The organism is uncultured Mucilaginibacter sp., from assembly GCF_903893715.1.
Classification (GTDB): Bacteria; Bacteroidota; Bacteroidia; order Sphingobacteriales; family Sphingobacteriaceae; genus Mucilaginibacter.
Genome location: NZ_CAITNG010000002.1, coordinates 1 through 21,142, shown reverse-complemented (window position 1 = coordinate 21,142; position 21,142 = coordinate 1). Strand labels below are relative to the sequence as shown.

Annotated in this window: 22 protein-coding genes; 16 read left to right on the top strand and 6 right to left on the bottom strand. The window is 44.1% G+C overall.

Annotated features, from left to right (window positions below; genetic code table 11):
- The 5 genes from QZX97_RS00215 to QZX97_RS00195 form a co-directional block, all read left to right on the top strand.
- A partial coding sequence (locus QZX97_RS00215) for a class I SAM-dependent methyltransferase (RefSeq protein WP_295663958.1) occupies positions 1-432 on the top strand: 432 nt, incomplete at its 5' end.
- Positions 433-435: 3 nt separating this feature from the next.
- The gene (locus QZX97_RS00210) at positions 436-972 is read left to right on the top strand and encodes a glucosaminidase domain-containing protein (RefSeq protein ID WP_295663955.1); all 537 of its coding nucleotides are present in this window, start codon (positions 436-438) and stop codon (positions 970-972) included.
- 70 nt (positions 973-1,042) lie between these two features.
- Positions 1,043-1,876, top strand: a complete 834-nt coding sequence (locus QZX97_RS00205) for a glucosaminidase domain-containing protein (RefSeq protein ID WP_295650078.1) — start codon at positions 1,043-1,045, stop codon at positions 1,874-1,876.
- A gap of 61 nt (positions 1,877-1,937) precedes the next feature.
- Positions 1,938-2,684, top strand: coding sequence for a hypothetical protein (locus QZX97_RS00200; RefSeq protein WP_295650079.1), 747 nt, complete (start codon positions 1,938-1,940; stop codon positions 2,682-2,684).
- 82 nt (positions 2,685-2,766) lie between these two features.
- Positions 2,767-3,774 carry a DUF3078 domain-containing protein gene (locus tag QZX97_RS00195; RefSeq protein WP_295650080.1) on the top strand — a complete coding sequence of 336 codons (1,008 nt, stop codon included), beginning with the start codon at positions 2,767-2,769 and terminating at the stop codon, positions 3,772-3,774.
- On the opposite strand, the gene QZX97_RS00190 is transcribed toward QZX97_RS00195, so the two are convergent.
- Complete coding sequence (locus QZX97_RS00190; RefSeq protein ID WP_295650081.1) at positions 3,771-5,684, bottom strand: DUF5916 domain-containing protein; 1,914 nt, start codon at positions 5,682-5,684, stop codon at positions 3,771-3,773. The genes QZX97_RS00195 and QZX97_RS00190 overlap by 4 nt on opposite strands.
- Positions 5,685-5,714: 30 nt before the next feature.
- On the bottom strand, positions 5,715-6,224 hold the full coding sequence (locus QZX97_RS00185) for a carbohydrate binding family 9 domain-containing protein (protein ID WP_295650082.1): 510 nt from the start codon (positions 6,222-6,224) through the stop codon (positions 5,715-5,717).
- 204 nt (positions 6,225-6,428) lie between these two features.
- Here QZX97_RS00185 and ffh point away from each other — a divergent pair, with 204 nt between their 5' ends.
- From ffh to QZX97_RS00145, 8 genes are all read left to right on the top strand, one after another.
- Positions 6,429-7,757 (top strand): signal recognition particle protein, encoded by a 1,329-nt coding sequence (gene ffh / locus QZX97_RS00180; RefSeq protein WP_295650083.1) that lies wholly within the window; start codon positions 6,429-6,431, stop codon positions 7,755-7,757.
- A gap of 284 nt (positions 7,758-8,041) precedes the next feature.
- Positions 8,042-8,704, top strand: coding sequence for a hypothetical protein (locus tag QZX97_RS00175; RefSeq protein ID WP_295663953.1), 663 nt, complete (start codon positions 8,042-8,044; stop codon positions 8,702-8,704).
- 84 nt (positions 8,705-8,788) lie between these two features.
- Positions 8,789-9,727 carry a hypothetical protein gene (locus tag QZX97_RS00170; RefSeq protein WP_295650101.1) on the top strand — a complete coding sequence of 313 codons (939 nt, stop codon included), beginning with the start codon at positions 8,789-8,791 and terminating at the stop codon, positions 9,725-9,727.
- A 429-nt stretch (positions 9,728-10,156) separates the two neighbouring features.
- On the top strand, positions 10,157-10,534 hold the full coding sequence (locus QZX97_RS00165; protein WP_295650104.1) for a hypothetical protein: 378 nt from the start codon (positions 10,157-10,159) through the stop codon (positions 10,532-10,534).
- A 720-nt stretch (positions 10,535-11,254) separates the two neighbouring features.
- Positions 11,255-12,010, top strand: a complete 756-nt coding sequence (locus QZX97_RS00160) for a sensor histidine kinase (RefSeq protein WP_295663950.1) — start codon at positions 11,255-11,257, stop codon at positions 12,008-12,010.
- Complete coding sequence (locus QZX97_RS00155; RefSeq protein WP_295650108.1) at positions 11,976-12,533, top strand: response regulator transcription factor; 558 nt, start codon at positions 11,976-11,978, stop codon at positions 12,531-12,533. The genes QZX97_RS00160 and QZX97_RS00155 overlap by 35 nt, the downstream gene beginning before the upstream one ends.
- A complete protein-coding gene (locus QZX97_RS00150) occupies positions 12,505-12,624 on the top strand; it encodes a LuxR C-terminal-related transcriptional regulator (RefSeq protein WP_295650110.1) in 120 nt (39 codons plus the stop codon). Before QZX97_RS00155 ends, QZX97_RS00150 begins: the two co-directional genes overlap by 29 nt.
- Before the next feature lie 43 nt (positions 12,625-12,667).
- Complete coding sequence (locus QZX97_RS00145; RefSeq protein ID WP_295650113.1) at positions 12,668-13,738, top strand: PA0069 family radical SAM protein; 1,071 nt, start codon at positions 12,668-12,670, stop codon at positions 13,736-13,738.
- Here QZX97_RS00145 and QZX97_RS00140 read toward each other — a convergent pair.
- Genes QZX97_RS00140 through QZX97_RS00130 form a run of 3 tightly spaced genes read right to left on the bottom strand, consistent with a single transcriptional unit; the run spans position 13,735 to position 17,124 of the window.
- Positions 13,735-15,225, bottom strand: coding sequence for a tetratricopeptide repeat protein (locus QZX97_RS00140; protein ID WP_295650115.1), 1,491 nt, complete (start codon positions 15,223-15,225; stop codon positions 13,735-13,737). The genes QZX97_RS00145 and QZX97_RS00140 overlap by 4 nt on opposite strands.
- 58 nt (positions 15,226-15,283) lie before the next feature.
- Entirely contained in the window at positions 15,284-16,027 is a 744-nt protein-coding gene (locus QZX97_RS00135) for a C4-type zinc ribbon domain-containing protein (protein ID WP_295650118.1), read from the bottom strand.
- On the bottom strand, positions 16,027-17,124 hold the full coding sequence (locus QZX97_RS00130; protein WP_295650120.1) for a Nif3-like dinuclear metal center hexameric protein: 1,098 nt from the start codon (positions 17,122-17,124) through the stop codon (positions 16,027-16,029). The genes QZX97_RS00135 and QZX97_RS00130 overlap by 1 nt, the downstream gene beginning before the upstream one ends.
- Positions 17,125-17,537: 413 nt before the next feature.
- On the opposite strand from QZX97_RS00130, the gene QZX97_RS00125 reads away from it, so the two are divergent.
- Genes QZX97_RS00125 through QZX97_RS00115 form a run of 3 tightly spaced genes read left to right on the top strand, consistent with a single transcriptional unit; the run spans position 17,538 to position 19,886 of the window.
- Positions 17,538-17,966 (top strand): MarR family transcriptional regulator, encoded by a 429-nt coding sequence (locus QZX97_RS00125; RefSeq protein ID WP_295650122.1) that lies wholly within the window; start codon positions 17,538-17,540, stop codon positions 17,964-17,966.
- Positions 17,967-17,988: 22 nt separating this feature from the next.
- Positions 17,989-19,269: an MFS transporter gene (locus tag QZX97_RS00120; RefSeq protein ID WP_295650125.1), complete on the top strand. Its 1,281-nt coding sequence runs from the start codon at positions 17,989-17,991 to the stop codon at positions 19,267-19,269.
- 44 nt (positions 19,270-19,313) lie between these two features.
- Positions 19,314-19,886, top strand: a complete 573-nt coding sequence (locus QZX97_RS00115) for an isochorismatase family protein (RefSeq protein ID WP_295650128.1) — start codon at positions 19,314-19,316, stop codon at positions 19,884-19,886.
- Between the two features lie 18 nt (positions 19,887-19,904).
- Here the strand turns inward: QZX97_RS00115 and QZX97_RS00110 are convergent, their stop codons facing one another.
- Positions 19,905-20,816 carry a hypothetical protein gene (locus tag QZX97_RS00110; protein ID WP_295650131.1) on the bottom strand — a complete coding sequence of 304 codons (912 nt, stop codon included), beginning with the start codon at positions 20,814-20,816 and terminating at the stop codon, positions 19,905-19,907.
- Positions 20,817-21,142 lie beyond the last annotated feature (326 nt).

The following is a 21,142-nucleotide window of genomic DNA, read 5'->3' as shown; positions in this document are numbered from 1 at the left end:
GCCACCATTTGCCTGGCCGAAGGCCTTTGCGAAGGCGGTGAATTACACACCATTGAGGTGAACCCCGAAATGGAAGAAATGATAACCAAGGCCCTTGCACAGACGGACCCTGACAAGCAGATATACCCCCATTTTGGCGACGCCCGGGAAGTTCTTTTGGAATTATCCGATAAAATTTACGACCTTGCATTTATTGACGCCGACAAAAAAAGCAATCTGGCCTATTATCATTTGATATTTGAACAGGTTAGATCTGGCGGTTTAATTTTGGTTGACAATGTGTTGTGGAAGGGAAAAGTGTACGACGAAGCGGCAAATGATGCCGACACACGCTTGATACGTGATTTTAACGATGCCATCAATGCGGATAAAAGGGTGGAAAAATTAATCCTTCCGGTTAGGGATGGTATTATGGTCATCAGAAAAAAGTAAACGATGAAAAAAATCTTACTACTTGCACTGTTGTTTGTTTCAGTTGACGCCTGGGCGCAAAATGCTTCGCAATCTTATATCGAAAAATTTAAAGATCAAGCTATCCGCGTAATGCACCAAACAGGCGTGCCTGCCAGCATTGTTTTGGCCATTGCCATGCATGAGTCGGCTAATGGCAATAGCGCGCTTGCTAAAAACCTGAACAACCAATTTGGAATGAAGGGTTATGGCTTGGTGTTTTACAAGCGCCGCAAAAAAACAGTGAGCACATCGTATAAAAAATACGACTCGCCGGAAGAATCTTTTGATGATTTTGCCCGAATCATGACCGAGAAAACAAAATTCAGCGCCTTGGCCGATAAGCTTACCCATTACGATTATTTAGGTTGGGCGCACGGTATACAAAAAGCCGGTTACGCCAGTAGCCGTAAATGGGCTGCACAAGTGTTGAACCTGGTTACCAAATATCAGCTAAATACCCTCGACGAAAACCCCGATAACACACAAAGCGGAGCATTGGTTGCTGCGGGAGCAAATTGATAACTAAAACCCGTGTTGTTTTTTGCTTTAAAAGTGTAGTTTTACTAAAAAGTAAAATTTGTACCACTCCATGCGGAAAACCACCTGCGCGCTATTCATCCTATTAACATTAGCCTCCTGCTTTTCGCGAAAAAAATCCATTTCCAACGGTCAGGCGCGGCGCAACAACCAGGAAATACAAAAAGAAGTAACAAAGAACGGGGTAACCTATCAAACCTATACTCCTGACCAATACATCCAACGGTTTAAGCTCATTGCCATACAGGAAATGAATGCCTATGGCATACCGGCAAGTATTACGTTGGCGCAAGGCTTGTTTGAATCGGGCAATGGCAACAGCGATTTGGCACGTATTGCTAACAACCACTTCGGCATTAAATGTGGCAGCAGCTGGACAGGCAAAAGCTATTATAAAAACGACGATGCTGCCAACGAATGTTTCAGGGTATATAGCAACCCCGAAGACTCGTACCGCGACCATTCCAACTTTTTGCGCCGGAAAAACTACGCCGCCTTGTTCGAGCTGGATAAGAATGATTATAAAGGATGGGCACGAGGTTTAAAAGCTGCAGGTTACGCAACCAATCCTAACTACCCATCGTTAATCATAAATATAATCGAAAAATACAACCTTGACCAGTACGACCGGCCGGATACCAACCCTGTTCAAAAAACGAAACGAGAGGACAAAGTATTTAACCAGATAACTACCAACATGGGGAAAGACATTAAGGACTCGATTGTGCAAGTTACCCCGGTAAACAAGTTATACACCGTGAAGCAGGGCGATACGCTTTATAATATATCGAAGCGTTTTGGTTTGACCGTTGACGAATTAAAGACGCTGAACCGCATGGGCGATAACAACATAAAAATAGGCCAGCAACTGGTGATAGCAAAGTAGCGATGTTAATTTTTGTTAAAAGGTGGTACAATAACAAACAGATAGGTTAGTTTTATCGACAATGAAGTTTCGTTTGATCGTGCTGTTATGGATAATCCGGATACCGCTTGCCTTTGCGCAGGAAAAGCAGTACGACGGGATTGTGTTTGATAAGGATACCAAAGAGCGTATTGCCAAAGTTAATATCCAAAATACCAGCTCGGGGGCCAACAATTTTGATAACCTGAAGGCCGAGTTTAAAATCAATGCCAAACCCGGCGATGTCCTTATTTTTTCCAAATTCGGCTATTTTAGCGATACCCTTAAATTGGGCGCCGAGGCTACACTGGCAGTATACTTGAAACCTACCAGCATACCATTAAAGGAAGTTACGATAAGGGACAATTTAGACCCCGAAAAACGCTACGAAGCTACACGACGCGAATACGACAGGGTTTACGGAACATTGGCCAACCGCGACCTGTTGTCCATTGGCGGAGGAAACGGCGTTGGAGTAGGACTAAGCATTGATGCCTTGTACAATATGCTAAGCTTTAAGGGCCGTAATGCCGCGCGACTGCGCGCTACAATACAAAGGGATTACGAGCAAAACGTGATAGATGCGCGCTTTAACAAAACATTGGTGGAGAGCGTTACCGGTCTTAAAGATTTTAGCTTGACGGATTTCATGTTTAAATACCGACCAACCTACTATTTTGTGCTACAATCAAACGAATATGATTTTGTAAGGTATATAAAGAGCAGCTATGAACGCTATAAGTTTAACCCTAACGTTTATACCCTGCCACCGTTGAGCACTGCGCCATAACGGGGTTTGTTTTGTATAATAACAAGCAATTACTGCCCAATTCGTCGTTTATATTTTCAAAAAAAATGATTTAATTTGCCGCATGTCAAAAATTGGCTTTTGCATATTTATTGCCTCCTTTCTATTTATAGTAAACAAAAGCGAAGCCCAAAAAGCCGATTCCACTAAAATAGACACCAGCATCCTGAACAAATACAGGGTTGAACCGCCAAAAAACGTATTGCCGGTGCGCAGCCGGCCACTCAACCTTCACCCGGAATTGATACCCGTTTCGCCCCTGCCGTATGAGGTGAGTTACTGGCGCAAAAGCCTCGTATTGGGTATCAACCTTAATCAATCATCGTTCAGTAATAACTGGAGCGGAGGCGGTGTAAACTCCATAGCCCTGGGCAATAACTTCGATTTTAAAGCGGAATACAATCAAAAACCACAAAGCTTTACTACGGAACTGTTGATGATATACGGTATTTCGAAAAATTCGGGTCAAATAGCCCATAAAACCAATGACCGTATTTTTTTCGATAATAAGCTGGCAACCCAATTATCCAAAAGATGGTACTTTTTTGGTTCGGTAAGTTTTGAGTCGCAGTTTGCGCCGGGATACCAATATCCGGTAGATGCATCGGGGAATGCGCTACCTCCCCTGCTTATTTCAAAATTTATGTCGCCGGGTTATTTTACAGAGTCGCTGGGTTTTGAATATAAGCCGGATAAATTTGTTGACATCCGTTTGGGAACAGGTACCGCCAGGCAAACCTTTGTTTTGGATACCACAGTTTACCACAATATATCGGGAAATTACGGGGTAACACCAGGCAGCATTTTCCGGAACGAGCTGGCTTTCCAGGTGGTATCGAGCATCAATAAGGACATTGCCCAGAACATGAACCTGCAGGCGCGTTATGCGTTGTTTATCCCGTACAACAATTTTAGCCATATCACCCACCGCCTTGACGCCACCTTAGCGGCACACGTAAACCGGTTGATCAATGTTACCCTGAACGGCACCATGCTGTACGACATTACCACCAACAGCAAAATACAGGCATCGCAGGGTCTGGCGTTGGGGATAGTATATAAGTTCCCTTAACTGCTGCCTTTTTTCTTTTTCAGGCTCTGATAGTCGATATAATACTGCACCTTGATGGAGAAGTTGTTATTTGCAGGCTGACTGAAAGTATTGTTCAGGTTATGGTAATAGCCCGGTTCACCGGGGTAAACATCAGTTAAGGATGAGTTTTTGTAGGCCACGCTCAGCTCGCTGCCGGGTGCGAACTCCCACAGATATACCATGTCCACGTTAAAGGTATTAAAATCTTCATCGTTGCTGGCGTTAAACTCTGATGGTATGCGTTGCACCAGACTGCCGTTTGGCTGCAGGTTATAATAAATCACATTATTACGCCGGCTCCAGTAATGCCTAACGCGCAGGGTAAGCCCCATCACATTATTAAAAGTGTATTTCAGGTTAAATATGTTCTCCACCGTGTTGCGGTTATACAACGAAAACACCGAGGTGTTGTTGGCATCAACAGTAAAAAACCCATAAACATCGCGTTGCGGGTTATAAGTAACGTCTTCGCCAAAGCTAAAATGGTTGTTGATACGCAGGGTGTAAAAAAGCTCGTTGGTATTGGTATAAGAGTTTTGGCCATTATTTACCTCCACAACCTGCACAAAAAAACCGCCGCTCAACTGCTTGGCTCGGTTGGTGTTTCCATAAAAGTTGAAGCGGTAGCTTGATGGGGTATTAAAATACAGGCCGGTTACCTCGGGGGCGTAAAAATCATGCCCGCCGGGTTGAATATGTTCGTTGGTGCCCAACTGCCAAAGGTTTTTTAGGGTAACATTGCCGCCGATGGCAAGGTCCATGGCTTGAAACACCGATGGCTCAAACCTGCGCGAGTAATAGATATTGGTCCAAATGTTCCATTGGTTAAAATATTTATTGGGCTTGTAAACGCCGTAATTGGTGTTGATATCGTGGTCAAAATAGTTGGGGTTGTTCAAAAAACCAAGATCGTTAGGGTTATAATTAGGGCTAACCAGGTCTTCGCTAACGTTCCATGTAAATGTGCCTAAGGTTTTACCTATATTGACCTCGTATGCATAGCCCGAAATATCGCTTCGGTCGGGGTAGCTCAGGTCGCTGCGAAAGCCAAATCCCGATAGGTTGTATGAGTTTTTCTTATTGTTTAGGTTATAAGCAAAGCCGCCAACGTTTGCATTATAATCGCTGCCAAAGCGGTCTACATTGGTATTAATGAGCGTGAACGAAGAATTGTTTTTAAGGTTTTGATCCAATACGATGATATTGTAGTTGGTGGTGGGCGCGGTTTGCACCATACGGGTTTGCCCCGTAAGCGTATCCTCAACAGTTGCATCGGCGGCTTGCGTTACCGCGTTAAAAACACCAATACCCAAACCGCCCGACGTACGGCCCGAAAACTTTGTGGCATTTAGCAGCCGCGTCTCCGACGGGTTTTTTACAACCTCTTCATTGGCGCCAAGGGCAATATTTCCATAGTCTATCGGATAGCCGCCTATATTGCGGGAGTAAAACAGTCCGCCTTTGTTAAATAACTCAGTGCCTTCGGTAAAAAACGGACGGTTCTCGTTGTACTTGATACGGAAAGGTGTTAGGTTGAGCACCTGATTGTCTGACTGTACCTGGCCAAAATCGGGTACCAGGGTCAAATCTAGCGTAAAACTTTGGTTAATGCCGTATTTAACGTCCATGCCGCCGTTTAGCGAACCGGTGGTATTGGCAATGCCGGGTGTGTTATATGGGTAATGATTAACATACGTCGACATATATGGGTAAAAAGCAAGCCGCACAGGCGGGCTAAGTTTTTCTATCCCCGTTAACTGTCCTTCCTGGTTCATCAGGCCGTTCTTTTTTGGGTCCAGTTCGTTCCAAAACAACTGTTTTTGCTCAGCCTGACGTTTACGAATGAAGTTGATGCCCCAGGTTTGCACATCTTTTTTGGGAAAACGCAAGGCGGAGTAAGGTATTTTGAACTCGGCCGTTCATCCCTGGTCGTCAATTTTTACCGCGCTTTCCCAAACCGCGTTCCAACTGGGGTCTTCGTTATTGCCATTAGGATTGGGCGCATACTTGGCATCAAACTGCACACCGGCCGCGGTAACATAAAAGCCCGATCCGTTTAAGCCGTCCAGGTAAGTATCCAGTATCAGCCCGATAAAATCCGAATTGCCAACATTGTCGCGGTTAACAAATTCGTGCTGTACTTTTTCTTTTGCTGTTTCGTACATGCGGGCGCCAACATAAATGGCTGTATTGTCATATAATATACGCACCTCGGTACGCTCTTCGGGCTTTTCGTGGCGGCCTGCTACGGGGTTCAACTCTACGAAGTCGGTAGCAACAGGTGCGGTTTTCCAAACCTCGTCGTCTAAAACGCCATCGATTTTTGGTGCTGTTACGGTTTTTTGTGCCGATATTTTTTTTACGGCGGGTTGGGCCAATGCCGCTAAACTGAAAAGAAGTATAGATGTGAGCAGGTATAAACGCGGCATAAAATCGGTTAATAGTTTTTTGTTATAAGACGTTCAAAACTAACATCGGTTACAGGGTGTTTTAGTTAAATTATTGTTAAGGGAAATTTTTTTAACGCGATTTAACATTTAATGGATTTTTACACCCTAAAGTAATGAGGCTATTCGCGTCAAAATCATAACTTTGTGGGCTTAAATTTTTAGTTTAAATAAGAACTATATACGATGTTTGAAAATCTTTCGGATAAACTCGACAGGGCGTTTAAGGTACTAAAGGGACAAGGTACCATTACAGAAATAAACGTGGCCGAAACCATGAAGGAAATACGTAAGGCCCTTTTGGATGCCGACGTAAACTATAAAACTGCCAAAACTTTCACCGACGACGTAAAGCAAAAAGCCATCGGCCAAAACGTATTGACCGCCATTTCGCCGGGACAGTTGTTGACCAAGGTAATGAACGACGAATTGACCCAGTTGATGGGTGGTTCAACAGCCGAACTTACCTTTGCCGGTTCGCCGACGGTTATTTTAATTGGCGGCTTGAATGGTGCTGGTAAGACCACTTTCACAGGAAAGCTGGCCAACTATTTAAAAACACAAAAAGGAAAAAAACCATTGCTGGTAGCAGGCGACGTTTACCGCCCGGCGGCGATAGAGCAATTAAAAGTATTGGGCGAGCAGATCGGCGTGCCGGTGTACGCCAACATGGAGTCGAAAGACCCGGTTGCTATTGCCCGCGAAGGGGTGGCTTTGGCCAAGCAGAACGGCAATAATGTAGTGATAGTGGATACCGCGGGCCGTCTTTCGATAGACGAGGCCATGATGGTGGAGATTGAGCAAGTAAAAGCCGCATTAAACCCGCACGAGATATTGTTTGTTGTTGATGCCATGACCGGCCAGGATGCTGTAAACACCGCCAAGGTATTTAACGACAGGCTCGATTTTACAGGCGTTGTATTGACCAAATTGGATGGCGATACACGCGGTGGTGCGGCCCTTTCCATCAAATCGGTGGTAAACAAGCCCATCAAATTTGTTGGTACGGGCGAAAAGATGGAGGCCTTGGATGTTTTTCACCCGGACCGTATGGCATCCCGTATTTTGGGCATGGGCGATGTAATATCGCTGGTTGAGCGAGCCCAACAACAGTTCGACGAGAAAGAGGCGGCCGAGCTGCAAAAGAAGATCCGCAAAAACAAATTCGACTTTAATGATTTTTTCGGGCAGATACAGCAGATCAAAAAAATGGGCAACATGAAGGATTTGATGGGGATGATTCCCGGCGTAGGCAAAGCCATGAAAGATGTTGAGGTGGACGATAACGCCTTTAAATCCATCGAGGCCATCATCCAATCGATGACACCTTACGAAAAATCAAATCCCGATAGCATTAACCAAAGCCGCCGTAACCGTATAGCCAAAGGATCGGGAACTAATTTGACCGAGGTAAACCGCCTGATCAAACAGTTTGACGATATGCGCAAGGTGATGAAACAAATGAGCAACCCCGCGGCCATGGCCAGCATGATGAAACGGATGCCAAAAATGTAAACGCCAACTACTTTATTTTAAACGCCCGCTATGTTTTTGTAGCGGGCGTTTTTTGTTTTTATCGTACCCAATACAAAACAAGAAACGCCAAAAATGTATAGGATTTTGTACGGTTTTTGAACCCCTCCGTATGCGATAACCGCGCTGAAGCCCCAAAAACAGCTATTTGGAACACTCTTTGTAAATTGTTTTGTGAGACCGGCCATTAAGGCAAGACCGGAAAAACAATTATCACATAAACTGAAGTAAAAAAATAAAGAGTCATGAAAAATCTATTTAAACCTATGCTTTTCGCAGCAGCGTTATTTGTTGCCAAAGCAAGTGTTGCCCAAATAAATGTTGGGGCAGCAACAGCTACCAAAGTTGCAACACAGGCAACATTGCCAACAGCTAACATTGCAACTACCACACAAAAAGTTGTGAGCCAATCGACCAATGTGGCCAGCCAGGCCGCAGATAAAAGCCAGGCAGCGGTGAAGGCTACAGCCAATAATGCCGCCAAAACATCGGCGGATGCAAATGCCAATGTTAAAGCAAATTCAGCTGCAGCTGTTACCAAATCGAACGATGCGGTAAATGCTTCTTCGAACACAGCGATTAATGCTTCAACTAAGGCCAAAGCAAACGCCAGCGACGCGATAGCCGCTTCAAAAAGCACAGCAGCCTCGGCCAATGCTGCCGTTAGCGCAAAAAAATCGGCAGCTGTTGCCGCGTCTGGTAAAACAGTTGCCCATGCAAAACATGTTGCAAAATCGGCTAAAGTAAGCGCGAGCAATTCAACATCGGCAAACGGTTCGGCCAGTGCCGCCTCTTCGCCCAAAAAAGCAGATGCCAGCGTTTCGGGTACCACAGCCTCAAGTACTGATATAAAAGCTGGTGGTAAAGATGCAAGCATCAAAGGGTCATCATCTACGCAAGGGAGCCTGAGCGCAACCAAAAACAAATAATTGTCAGCTGACATCATAAAGTCAAAAAGGCCAAGACTGGCCTTTTTGATTTTATATGGCCAAACCCTTTTTCAACCTATCGCCATGAAAAAACACCTATTATTAGCTATGGCCGTGATAATGGCGATAGCATTAAACAATTATACAGCAGCCTGCCAAAGCGATACTTCAAAAAAAACTCCTGCAAAAAGCGTATTTTATAACGGGGGCATACAGTATTTATCAAACCTCACCTATGCCGGCCGCAGCGACAATTCGAGCGTGCCGGTTTTACTACCTAATTTTACCATTATATCCAAATCCGGCCTCTTTTTGAACGCCACCGGGTATTTTGACCTATCCGGCTCAAATTCAAAATCAGAAGGGTTAAGCGTTACACCGGGCTATGTCTTTTCGTTCGATGACAAAAAGCAATATGGCGGATCCATCTCGGCAACCAAATATTTTATAACCAGCAGCAGCCCCATTATCCTCTCGACCTTCAACTTTACCGCCGATGGCCAATTGTACTTTAACCCCGGCAATATTGTTAAGGCAACTATCGGCGCAAGCTATCGCATTGGTAAAGACAATAGCAACGACATCATCAATACCGGCGAATTATCCAAAGAAATATCGGTTTTTAAAACCGGCACCGAAAAGAAAGATGGTTTGAAAGTGGAACCCACCGCCATGCTTTATGCCGGTACCCAATCGTTCGAACAAACTTATTATACACAATCGCAGGTGCAAAGGGCGGTAACCAACCCCTCGCCTTCAAACCCGTTGAACGTATTGTTTCCGAGCCAGCCATCGCAAACCATAATTACCCAAACAGTAACGCAGCAAAAGCAACAAGAGGTAAAGCAATACAATCTGCTTGCTTTAAGTGGCTCGATGCCGTTAACCTACACCGTTGCCAAAACGCAACTAAGTTTTACGCCTTACCTGATAAAGCCGTTTAATCAAGTTGATTATACCAGCAACACACAGATGAACGGACTATACTTTTTATTTACTCTGGGGGTAAGTTTAACGTTTTGATAAAAGGTAAAGCGCCTCATTGCACAGAAGGGCAATGCCTGGCTATGCAATGAGGGCTGTGATAGGATGTAGGGTCGGTGATGTTAATGGTCTGTAATCAGGTGTGCTGAATTTTGCGCCAGAGGGTTTTGTTCTATAGGCTTTTGTCCCATCGCGAAAAACACACCCAATAACAAGCTAAAAAATATTGTCAATAACAGGAACAGCTTTGCCATAAATCTTTCTGTGCCTACTCTTTCGTTTTCGGCTTACCCGTACTTCAATAATTTTTTATAAAGTTGGGCAAATATGATGACCCCCGCAACGAGGGAATAACCCAAAGTGAATAGGTGTTTTCACCGAATAAATACAGTGAAAACACTGTGTAATTTGTAAAAACACAATGCTAACTTTACAAAAATTCACCTAAACACAAATTATCTAATTATTATGGCAAAGCACAGAAAAGTTGACAACACATTGGCCCAGGGCTGTGTTGCAAACTATGTAAAAATTTATCAAAGCAGCACTGACCCAGCGGTAAAGGCAGCATATTCGGATGGGGCTGTATTAGACAAAACGGAATTAATAGAATTTCTTAAAACTTTAAAAACACCAAGTGTGAAAATCACATTTGGCGTATATACGGATGAGTATGTAAAACAGTACCCAACAGCTAAAAATGGCAGGTTAACAGCGTTTATGTACCCAAGTACTGTAATTCCACCAGATATTAAGTTGGTAGCAGGCGGATATGTTGCACCAGGCGACGGCGGCATCGGTAGTGGGGATGGTGATCCGTTAAACATTGTCCAAATGACACCATAAATAAATTTGACAGGTAATGACAGTTGTCTGGTCTCAGTATTTTGAGTTTGTAAGTTTGTTGTTTGCGATAATTTTTTATCGCAAACTCAGATTTTTTAGGTTAACGCCTTTTTTGTGGCTTTTAATAGTCGTTTGTATAGCGGAAACTTGTGCGGTAAATAAAAATTGGTTTGGCCAAAAAACGACCTATGTTATTTATAATTATTACCTACTTGTGTCGTCGCCAATTTCATTGTGGATATTCTTGAATATGCTTGATTTCAAGGGATTTATAAAAACAATTTATCTTGTAATTTCGAGCCTCGTAATGGTTTTTTTATTGTCTAACTTTTTCTTTTTACAGGGGCCAATAAAATTTGACAATTTTTCGTTTGTGATGATTGAGTTTGTAAAGGGGTTGCTTTCATTAATGGTGATAACCAAGCTGCTCCGTGAAGACAATTACGATATTAGTATTAGTGGTAACCCCTATTTTTGGATAAGCGGAGGAACGTTGATTTTTAGTATTGGGTCAATCGTGCTGTTGGGTCCGCAGCAATTTATTTTATTTTATAAAATACAAATAGCGGGCCTTAGCATCTATCAAATTATTTTGCCGCTGTTGAGTGTTATCCTTTATCCAAGTTATTGTTATGCATTTTACCTATGCAAGAAACTAACCAACAAATTGTTGTTACTATAGTAGCAGTTGTAGTATTGTTGATCTTGATAGAATTAATCATGCTTTTTTTGGCTGTATATTATCATAACAATAAAAAAGAACACCATTTGGAAAAAGAACGGCTTAAATCGAGCTTCAGGCAGGAGTTGCTGACGGCGCAACTGGAGATGCAGGAGCAAACCATGCGCAACATCAGCCAGGAGATACACGACAACATCGGCCAAGTGCTTTCATTTGTAAAATTGAACCTGGCCACGGCAACAACACTAAGCAATGGCGAAAAAGACGAACGCATTGCCGAAAGCAAAGATTTGGTTGCGCAGGCCATAACCGACCTGCGCGACCTTTCGCGCAGCCTGAGTGTAGATAATTTTGCGGCAAAAGGATTTATCCCGTCTATTAAAACCGAGGTTGAACGCATCAACAAAAGCAAGCTACTCAACATTAACTACAAACAAAAAGGCACGGCATTTAGTCTGGGCGAGCAAACCGAACTGGTTTTATTCAGGCTTTTGCAGGAATCGATAAACAACACCTTAAAACATGCCAACGCACAATGTTTGAACATTAGCTTGCAATACGCTAAGGATTTGGTAACTTTAACAACCTCGGATGATGGAACAGGGTTTGATTTGGATGAAGCCATTGGCAAAAACGGTTCGGGCCTTAAGAACATCAGGAACAGGGCAAGCCTTATCGGCGCCTCGGTGCTCATAAAAAGCGCGGTTGGCGAAGGTTCGGAAATAAAGGTCAGCTTAAACCCATCACAACAACATGCCTATGTCGACTCAAAATATTCAGGTAGCCCTGGTTGATGATCATCGCCTTTTCAGGAGTGGGATAGCATCGCTCATCAATAATTTTGTTGGCTACGAGGTAATGATGGAGGCCGGCAACGGTAAAGAATTTACCCAAAAAATAAGCAAGAAATTTGCACCCGATATTGTCCTGCTCGACATTAACATGCCCGAAATGGATGGCATGGCCACAACAAAGTGGTTAAAAAGCAATTATCCGGAGGTAAGCGTCATCATATTATCGATGTTTGAAGATGCGGACACCGTGGTTTCGCTGGTAAAAATGGGCATAAAGGGATACTTGTTAAAAGATGCCGAACCGGAAGACTTTAAAGAAGCCCTGGACACCGTATCGGCCGAAGAAGTTTACTATCCCCCTTTTGTGGCCAGACATCTGGTGAACAACCTGCAATACAAGGCACCTATTAATACCGTTAAGTTGAGCAGCAAGGAAATAGAGTTTTTGAAATATGTAGGCACCGAAATGACCTACAAAGAAATTGCCGAAAAAAATGGCCATCAGCGCAAGGACCGTGGATAGCCACCGCGACCAGCTTTTTGAAAAGCTGAACGTAAAAAGCAGGGTTGGGCTGGTGATGTACGCGTTGAAAAATAAACTGATAGAAATTTGACCCGGCACCCTTAATTTGCTAAAATATTTAGCAAATTTGTTTTATGGGACATGAGGATAATCCGGATTATTTTAAAGGCCGTGGAGCGCAGGTAAACACGCACAACAAGTTTCTGAAAAACAAATACGTACTCGAACATATCGAAGGGCTTGACGAATCCATGCTCGAAAACTCGGCAACGCAGATATTTGATGAGCACCCCAAAAAAATAGTCAGTGAATCGAACAGTCCCGACCTGCATTTTATGCGCTCTATAAACCCTTACCAGGGCTGCGAGCATGGCTGTATTTATTGTTATGCCCGCAATACGCACGAGTACTATGGCTTTAGCGCGGGGCTCGATTTTGAAAGGAAGATAATTGTAAAGCGCAATGCCGCCGAGCTATTGGAAGCATATTTCAACAAAAAAAACTATCAGCCCAGCATGATATTGGTATCGGGCAACACGGATTGTTACCAGCCACTGGAACGCAAACTGAAAATAACCCGCTCATTGCTTGAGGTTTTTTTAAAGTATAAACACCCCGTAGGCATTATCACCAAAAACAATTTGATACTGCGCGATATTGACCTGTTGCGCGAATTGGCTAAACTGAACCTGGTGCACGTTAATGTATCCCTCACCTCGCTCGATGAGCATTTGCGACAAAAGCTTGAACCCCGCACTATCACCGCCGGTGGCAGGCTTGGCGTGATACAAAAACTATCGGAAAACGGTATCCCCGTAAGGGTTATGGCCGCGCCGATTATACCAGGGCTAAACAGCAACGAAATACCTAACCTCATCAAAGCCTCGGCCGATAGGGGGGCATTGTCTGCCGGGTTTACTATTGTAAGGCTGAACGGAAGCATAGCGGAACTTTTTACCGATTGGATACATAAAGCTTTTCCGGACAAGGCCGATAAAGTATTGAACATGATAGCTGAGTGCCACGGCGGCCAATTGAACGACAGCCGTTTTGGTACACGTATGAGCGGCGAGGGCAAAATAGCGGAATCTATACAACAATTGTTCAGGATGGCCTGCGCCAGGTTTTTGGCCGGAAGGGAAATGCCGCCCTATGATTTGAGCCATTTTACGCCACTGGCAGGAAAGCAGACGGAGTTGTTTTAATTTGATGGCGCGCCAATACGGGCAAGCCCGTCTTTGGCTTTTTGCTCCAAACTATTTTTAAACTGTTTGGTGCTGAAACCAGACAGCATTTGGTAAGCGTTGCGTGCCCTGGCAAAATCTTTACGTTGCTCGTAAATCATACCGATGCGGATGGCCGAACTTGCCGCATAGTGATAAGTGGATGTTTTACCTATGGCTATTGCCTTTTGATAATAGATGATGGCTTCGTCATCATTGTCCATCGAATCGTAAATGCGGCCTATGCGGTAATAGTATTCAATTTTGTCGCGCGCAAGCGAAAAGTCGTTAGGTGTTTTGCTCAGTACAATGGCGAGTGCTTTAGTATAAAAACCCCCATCGCACAATAAGCGAGAACGGAGCAGATATGGGTTTGCCGGGGCGTCGTTGGCTTCGTCAAGGGCCTGTTTGTCTTTGTCGTTGTACAAATATCCCCTATTTTTTACCAGTTGCAAAAACGCCTGATAGCGACGCATGTCGCCATCAAGCAAACATTGCCAGCCCAAATGCAGGTAAGCGTCTTTTATATAGTCGACACCGTTATAATCTTTCAAAAACTTGTTGAAGTAATTGTTTGCATCGCTGTCTTGCCGGTTCATTTTTGCGATGGCCAGCATATAATCAAGATACGGATAAGGCTGATAATCTGGCGGGCGGTTCTCTAATAGCTCAATCACCTCGTTACTGTGCCCCGTGCGCAGCGAAACATAGGCGATGATATAGGTTTTAAACAAGCTGCTGGCGTTGTCTTCGGCTGCAGTGAGCTTCAACATTTTTTGATATGCATCCGGGTCGTTAGCTACGTTGGTTTGGATATAGGTAAGATAATACACCAACTCATCGTAATGATAAGCATATACCGAGCTTTTGATAGTTGCCGACGTTGTTTCGAGCATTTTTATGCCGACTTGCGTGTCTCCCTTTATGCCAAAAAAACCAAGTACGCTTTTTAAGGCCCCGCCCGGTAGCGAGCCAAGCAGTACATTGATTACCCCTAAGGGGATATTATCGGGTAAAAATGCCGGAAATTTTTTGGTGTTATCCTGCAGCAATCGGTATGCTTTGTTGATGGCCCAGCCGGCAGAGGTATAGTTGGCAAAGCGGCTCTCCAAAAAGGCCCATTGCAGATAGATTTGTGCCATCGAAAAGTTGTAATATGGCGAGCGCTCGTCTTCGCTTTCCAAAAGGGATATGCGGGTGTCTTTGTTTTTCCTTAGTTTTTCAAACTCGTCTTTGTTTTCGGTGGTCAGCAAGTAATAAAAATCGTAATAATTGTCGATCAGCAGGTAAATGGAGTTTTTGGGGTGCTGCGCCTTTTCTTTATTGATGAGTTCGCGTGCTTCGGGCAGCCGGAGGCTTAAAATACATTTATAGGCGCGTACACAGTTTGGATTGAAATCAAAATAGGCGTAAGCATCGGCTTTGAAGCACAGGAACAGTATGGTTATAAAAAGTAGCTTTCGAAACATTGTCGCAAAAAAAAGGCGCCCTATTTAAGGCGCCAATATATCATTTAAAAACCAAACCTTATGCAGGCTCAGCTTCAAGTGCCATTTGTTCATCAACCAAAATACGGCCACAATGTTCGCAAACAATAATTTTTTTGCGCTGACGGATATCCGATTGGCGTTGTGGTGGTATTTGGTTAAAGCAACCCGAGCATGAATCGCGGCTGATGGTTACCACGGCCAAACCGTTTTTAGCGTTCGAACGCAAACGGGTGTAGGCAGTTAACAAACGTTCTTCGATGTTCGCTTTAGCTTTTTCAGCTTCGGCTGTCAACTCCAATTCGTCTTTTTGGGTTTCGCCGGTGATGGTATCCAATTCGGCTTTTTTAGCGTCAAGGTCGTGTTGACGGCCTTCAAGGTCGGCAACGGCTTTTTCGTAGATTTGGGTTTTGGTAGTTATTTCAAAACCATATTCCTTGATTTTCTTTTCGCTTACCTGAATGTCGAGGCCTTGTATCTCAATTTCTTTCGATATTGCTTCGTATTCGCGGTTGTTTTTAACCTCGTTAAGCTGAACCTCGTATTTCTTGATGTTGGCCTGTGCTTCCTTGATCAGGTTTTTGCGCGTTACGATGGAATCTTCAAGATCATCCAGTTCGCTTTTTATTTTTTGTATGCGTGTTTCCAATCCGGCAACCTCATCCTCTAAGTCCGATACTTCCATTGGAAGCTCGCCCCTTACCTGACGTATTTTGTCGATTTTTGTGTGGATGGTTTGCAGTTCGTATAAAGCTTTAAGCTTCTGTTCTATGGTCTGTTCCATTAAATCAAATATTTGATGGGGTTTGTACTTACTCCTGTTAAACGGACGGCAAAGTTAACAAATTTTTTATTAATAATTTCAACTAATAAATTCTGGGTAAATTGCTCACTTTCAAAATGTCCGATGTCGGCAATCACCAGTTTTTCTTCGGCATCAAAAAACTCGTGATATTTAAAATCGGCAGTGATAAAAACGTCGGCCCGGGCGCCTATAGCCTGCTTTAGCAAAAAACTGCCTGATCCGCCGCAAACAGCCACCGTTTTAACGGGTTTGTTGCGCAAGTTGGTATAGCGGATGACGTCGGCTTTCATTTTATGCTTTACCATTTGTAAGAAGGACGTTTCGTCCATTGGTTCGGTCAGCTCGCCCACCATACCCGACCCCACATTGCCGTACGGATTAGTAACCGGGTACAAATCGTAAGCCACTTCTTCGTAGGGATGTTCTGTAAAAAGCGCCTTTAATACTTTGCTTTCGAGGTTAATGGGGTAAATGGTTTCTATCCTTGTTTCGGGCTCGTTTTGCACCTGGTCAATCTCACCTACAAAGGGCTGCGTATTTTCGTCGGCTTTAAAGGTGCCTGTGCCTTCAGTATTAAAACTGCAATCGCTATAGTTGCCTATATGGCCTGCACCCGCCCCGAATAAAGCAATGCGTACAGCTTCGGCGTGGCTTACGGGCACAAAGGTTACCAATTTTTTAAGCAAACTTGTTTTAGGTGCCAATATGCGGCAATTGGTCAGGCCTAACGTTTCGCAAATGCGGGCATTAACGCCTGTCGCAATATGGTCGAGGTTGGTATGGATGGCATAGATGGCGATATCGTTTTTTATGGCTTTTTGTACCACCCGCTGCACATAGGTTTTGCCGTTAAAATTTTTTAGCCCTTTAAATACGATGGGATGATGCGAGATGATAACCTGGCAGCCGCTGGAGATCGCCTCATCGACCACGGCTTCGGTACAATCTAACGATACCAGGGCTTGCGTAATTTCCATATCAGGATAACCCACAATGAGGCCGCAATTGTCGTAATCTTCCTGATAGGCCAAGGGGGCGAGGCTTTCGAGGTATGCGGTGAGCTCAGATAGTTTCATAACCATATAAATCGTGTTTAAAGGTAGCGTTTCAATTTTAATGGAAACCCATCGTGTAAACAAAATTCCCCATTTTGGTGAAAATTTCCCCGATGTGTTTCGAAGTTGAACCATAAAACCCTGATAATTGCGGCATTAAAGGCCATTTTTACTGTTTGGTATTGTATTTGGATAGGGTAATACATACGTTAATAAAAATCTCTTTCCCCTGATTGATTTTTTATAAAAATATAATTGATGAATTGTTGTTGGTTTAAGGCCGATGAATGTTTTTGATGGAACATTTATCGGCCTTTTTTTGGCCTTTTAACCCCCCTCCACCCCTTGCGGGCAAAAAAAATAAAAATGACTTTGTACTAAACCCCGTAAGCTGTATATTTGTAAGGTAAACTTACAAGTTTAACTTGCAAATAATGAAAAACCAGGCTTTAGCTACAGACTTGCGCACAGTTGTTACCAGATTGGTAAAAAAACTACGCAAACAATCAACAACAGGCGAAAACCTGTCGATGACCGAGCGTTCTACTATCGCGCTGCTCGACCAGTACGGACAACTATATCCCAATGAGCTTGCCGCGATGGAAAAAATTACCACGCAGTCCATGTCGCAAATACTGAACCACCTGTTAGAGTTGGGCTGCATCATCCGCACCCCTTCGCAAACTGATAAACGCAAGGTAATTATATCGCTGTCGCCGGTAGGCAAAGAAGTATTGGTTAAAGTGCGCAATGAACGCGATGAATGGCTAAGCAACGCGTTGGAAAAAAGCTGCACACCCGATGAGATATATGCATTGGTGCAGGCAATAAAGCCACTGAAAAAACTGGTTGATTTTGATTGAAATAAGGGGAGAATATTAAGAGATGAAGATTGATAGTACATTTAGCGCATTTAAGAGCCGCAATTTCAGATTGTTTTTTAGCGGGCAAGCGGTGTCGCTTGTGGGTACCTGGATGCAACGAACGGCAGTAAGCTGGATAATTTATACTTTAACGCACTCCACACTGATATTGGGCATTACCGCTTTCGCGAGCCTTTTTCCATCTTTTGTGCTGTCGTTAGTGGGTGGCGTGGTGTCCGACAGGTATAATCGCCACAAAGTGCTCTTGGTGACGCAAATAGCCTCTATGATACAGGCAGCATTGCTGGCCATTATGGTGTTGACGAACCATTATTCGGTATGGGGCATTATTGTTTTGAGCGTGATATTGGGTATCGTCAATGCTTTTGATGTGCCCGCCCGACAATCACTGGTTTATGAAATGGTGGACGACAAGGCCGACCTTGCCAACGCCCTGGCACTCAATTCGTCGATGGTTACATTTTCGCGCATTGTTGGTCCGCCGATAGCGGGTATTATACTGGCACAGTTTGGCAATGGTATTTGTTTTGTTTTAAATGCCCTGAGTTTTGTTGCGGTAATTTTTTCGTTGTTACAAATGCGCCTGCCAGACTATCATCCCAACCCGCATACCAAAAATGTGTTTCAGGAAATGCGTGAAGGGTTCACCTATCTTAAACAAACACCCTCAATTACGTATATCCTGATTATGCTCGCGCTGGTCAGCTTGTTTGTGTTGCCCTTTGGCAACCTGATGCCGGTTTATGCCGAACAAATATTTAAGGGAAACGCCCGGACTTTTGGGGTTATTGATGGCGTAATTGCCGCAGGCTCGTTCGCGGCAGCTGTTTTTTTGGCTACGCTGCCATCGGGCTCAAACCTGAAGAAAGTGTTGGCCGTTAATACCCTGATATTTGGCTCGGGACTGGTGCTTTTTTCGCACCAGGGCAATTACTGGCTGTTTTTGGTGTTTTGCGCCATGGCGGGTTATGGTATGATGTCGCAGATCACCATTAGCAACACCATTTTGCAAACCACAGTGATACCGGCCATGCGGGGCAGGGTGGTCAGCTTTTATGCCATGGCCTTTTTTGGGATGATGCCGCTTGGCGGATTGTTGATTGGAGCGATATCGCACTTAATAGGTACGCAAAACACTATTTTGGGCGAGGGCATCATCGCGCTTATCATAGGCTTGGTACACCTGCGCTTTTTAAAGATAAACAGGAAAAAGTATAAAATGATGCGTGAGCAGGTTCAAGCGGCAACCGATCTGGAGCTGAGCGACCTTAGCCCCTCGTAACAGTAAAAACATCTTAAACAAAAACATAATCAAAAAACAATCCTATGATCACCGAATTAGATGAAAATATTGCATTAGTATTGATCGACCTACAAAACGCGATCGTTGGCCTTACGGCAGCGCCACACCCTATGGATACGGTGCTCGAAAACGCTAACAGGCTGATAGCGGCCTTCCGCAAAGCGGGCAAACCTATTGTTTTGGTGAATGTAAACCATGCCGGTGCAAAATGGACGAAAAGCCGAAAAGAGGCAAGTCCGGGTAGTACTTCCAGCATGCAATTTACAGAAGGCTGGGACCAGATAAGCCCCAGGGTCGATTCGCACCCGGACGATATTTATATTACCAAGCATACCTGGAGCGCTTTTTATGAAACCGCCCTGCACGATGAACTGCAAAAACGAAACATCACCAACATCGTTTTAGGCGGCGTATCGACAAGTATAGGCGTTGAGGGTACGGCACGCTCGGCCAGCGAACGGGCCTATAACATTACCTTCATCAGCGATGCGATGAGCGATCTTGCCGCCGAAGCGCACGAAAGGAGCCTGAAATATATTTTCCCGCGGATGGGCGAGGTGGGCACTACCGATGAGGTATTGGCGTTTTTGCGTTAATGTAGGTTGGGTGGATGTTTAGCCCTTCGCCCCCTTTACATTTATCATTACGATACTGGCATGGGGCTGGCCCAATGTTTTGCCCGGCCTCACGTCGAGGTAATGGGTAAGGTAACCGGCAATGATAGCCCGCATGGTGCGTTTGGTAGCTTCGGCAAATTCGGGCATCATAGCGGTGGTGGAGCGGTAAAAGGCCATTTTTCCTTCTGCATCAATAATTACTGAAAACGAATACGAAAAATCATCATAGGCTTTTTGTATGCTGATGTTGTATTCGGGCAGCATATAGGTTGGTATGGGGTCTTCCATCGCCGTTTCATCGGGCTCGGGTAATACCCGTTCAACTTTTAATAGTGGGCTTCGGCTTTTCAGCTCAGCTTGCTCCGTTGCCGAAAATGCGCTATCGGGTACACCGTTTACTTCATTAATGCGTTGTTTGATGTACAAGGTATCCTTGCGGCTTGGGTGTTGCAGGCTTTGAGGGGTGGTATGCAAATGGTTTTTGATGTAATCGTTGGCATACAAGGTCATGTACATATTCGATTTGGCGTACGTTATTACCTGGTCCTGCACGTGCAACACCTGGAATACCAAGCTATCTTTACATATCTTGCGTAGTTTTATCCAAGCCCAAGCTACGTTGAAAACCGAGTCGTGGTCGTACCCGACCGGGCAATTGAAGAACTTTTTTTTTGCCGGGCTGTAAATATTTACGGAGTCGGTCGATATAAAAGTGAGCTGCCAATCGGGTTTCATTTGGTAGCCGTTTTGCGCGAAGCTGAGGCCATTGTCGAACACCCGCTTCACCTCGGTAAATTGTATACCGAACACGCTTTTAAACGATGGCGTCTCCGGCTTTAGGCGGTTTTTGCAGGATAAAAAAGACAGCAAAATAAAAAAGAGCAATACAAACAGATACCTTTTGTGCATAGGTTGCTAAAATACAGCTTAATGTGTGAAAACGAACAAACCGGACACATTGAACTAAATTTTTACAATGCCGGGGATTTTTTGTATATTGTGGGAACCGCTGATTTGATGGGTGATGTTTTTGATTTCACAGGCCCACTTTGACGGATTTTTTTTGAAATACCCATAAATACCCATGTACTTTTAGAATCAAGAGTCGAGAATTAGGAATCGAGACAAAAAATTAAGCACCCATAAATACCTATGTACTTTTAGAATCAAGAGTCGAGAATCAGGAATTGAAACAAAAAATTAAACACCCATAAACACCCATGTTTTTTTGAAAT

Excerpts from the sequence above, each read along its gene's own strand:
- ffh (WP_295650083.1), top strand. The coding sequence starts at position 6,429 with ATGTTTGAAAATCTTTCGGATAAACTCGACAGGGCGTTTAAGGTACTA.
- QZX97_RS00205 (WP_295650078.1), top strand. The coding sequence starts at position 1,043 with ATGCGGAAAACCACCTGCGCGCTATTCATCCTATTAACATTAGCCTCC.
- QZX97_RS00110 (WP_295650131.1), bottom strand. The coding sequence starts at position 20,816 with ATGCACAAAAGGTATCTGTTTGTATTGCTCTTTTTTATTTTGCTGTCT.
- QZX97_RS00130 (WP_295650120.1), bottom strand. The coding sequence starts at position 17,124 with ATGAAACTATCTGAGCTCACCGCATACCTCGAAAGCCTCGCCCCCTTG.
- QZX97_RS00150 (WP_295650110.1), top strand. The coding sequence starts at position 12,505 with ATGGCCATCAGCGCAAGGACCGTGGATAGCCACCGCGACCAGCTTTTT.
- QZX97_RS00200 (WP_295650079.1), top strand. The coding sequence starts at position 1,938 with ATGAAGTTTCGTTTGATCGTGCTGTTATGGATAATCCGGATACCGCTT.
- QZX97_RS00125 (WP_295650122.1), top strand. The coding sequence starts at position 17,538 with ATGAAAAACCAGGCTTTAGCTACAGACTTGCGCACAGTTGTTACCAGA.
- QZX97_RS00210 (WP_295663955.1), top strand. The coding sequence starts at position 436 with ATGAAAAAAATCTTACTACTTGCACTGTTGTTTGTTTCAGTTGACGCC.
- QZX97_RS00145 (WP_295650113.1), top strand. The coding sequence starts at position 12,668 with ATGGGACATGAGGATAATCCGGATTATTTTAAAGGCCGTGGAGCGCAG.
- QZX97_RS00160 (WP_295663950.1), top strand. The coding sequence starts at position 11,255 with ATGCTTTTTTTGGCTGTATATTATCATAACAATAAAAAAGAACACCAT.
- QZX97_RS00115 (WP_295650128.1), top strand. The coding sequence starts at position 19,314 with ATGATCACCGAATTAGATGAAAATATTGCATTAGTATTGATCGACCTA.
- QZX97_RS00140 (WP_295650115.1), bottom strand. The coding sequence starts at position 15,225 with ATGTTTCGAAAGCTACTTTTTATAACCATACTGTTCCTGTGCTTCAAA.
- QZX97_RS00185 (WP_295650082.1), bottom strand. The coding sequence starts at position 6,224 with ATGCCGCGTTTATACCTGCTCACATCTATACTTCTTTTCAGTTTAGCG.
- QZX97_RS00120 (WP_295650125.1), top strand. The coding sequence starts at position 17,989 with ATGAAGATTGATAGTACATTTAGCGCATTTAAGAGCCGCAATTTCAGA.
- QZX97_RS00175 (WP_295663953.1), top strand. The coding sequence starts at position 8,042 with ATGCTTTTCGCAGCAGCGTTATTTGTTGCCAAAGCAAGTGTTGCCCAA.
- QZX97_RS00165 (WP_295650104.1), top strand. The coding sequence starts at position 10,157 with ATGGCAAAGCACAGAAAAGTTGACAACACATTGGCCCAGGGCTGTGTT.
- QZX97_RS00170 (WP_295650101.1), top strand. The coding sequence starts at position 8,789 with ATGAAAAAACACCTATTATTAGCTATGGCCGTGATAATGGCGATAGCA.
- QZX97_RS00135 (WP_295650118.1), bottom strand. The coding sequence starts at position 16,027 with ATGGAACAGACCATAGAACAGAAGCTTAAAGCTTTATACGAACTGCAA.
- QZX97_RS00195 (WP_295650080.1), top strand. The coding sequence starts at position 2,767 with ATGTCAAAAATTGGCTTTTGCATATTTATTGCCTCCTTTCTATTTATA.
- QZX97_RS00155 (WP_295650108.1), top strand. The coding sequence starts at position 11,976 with ATGTCGACTCAAAATATTCAGGTAGCCCTGGTTGATGATCATCGCCTT.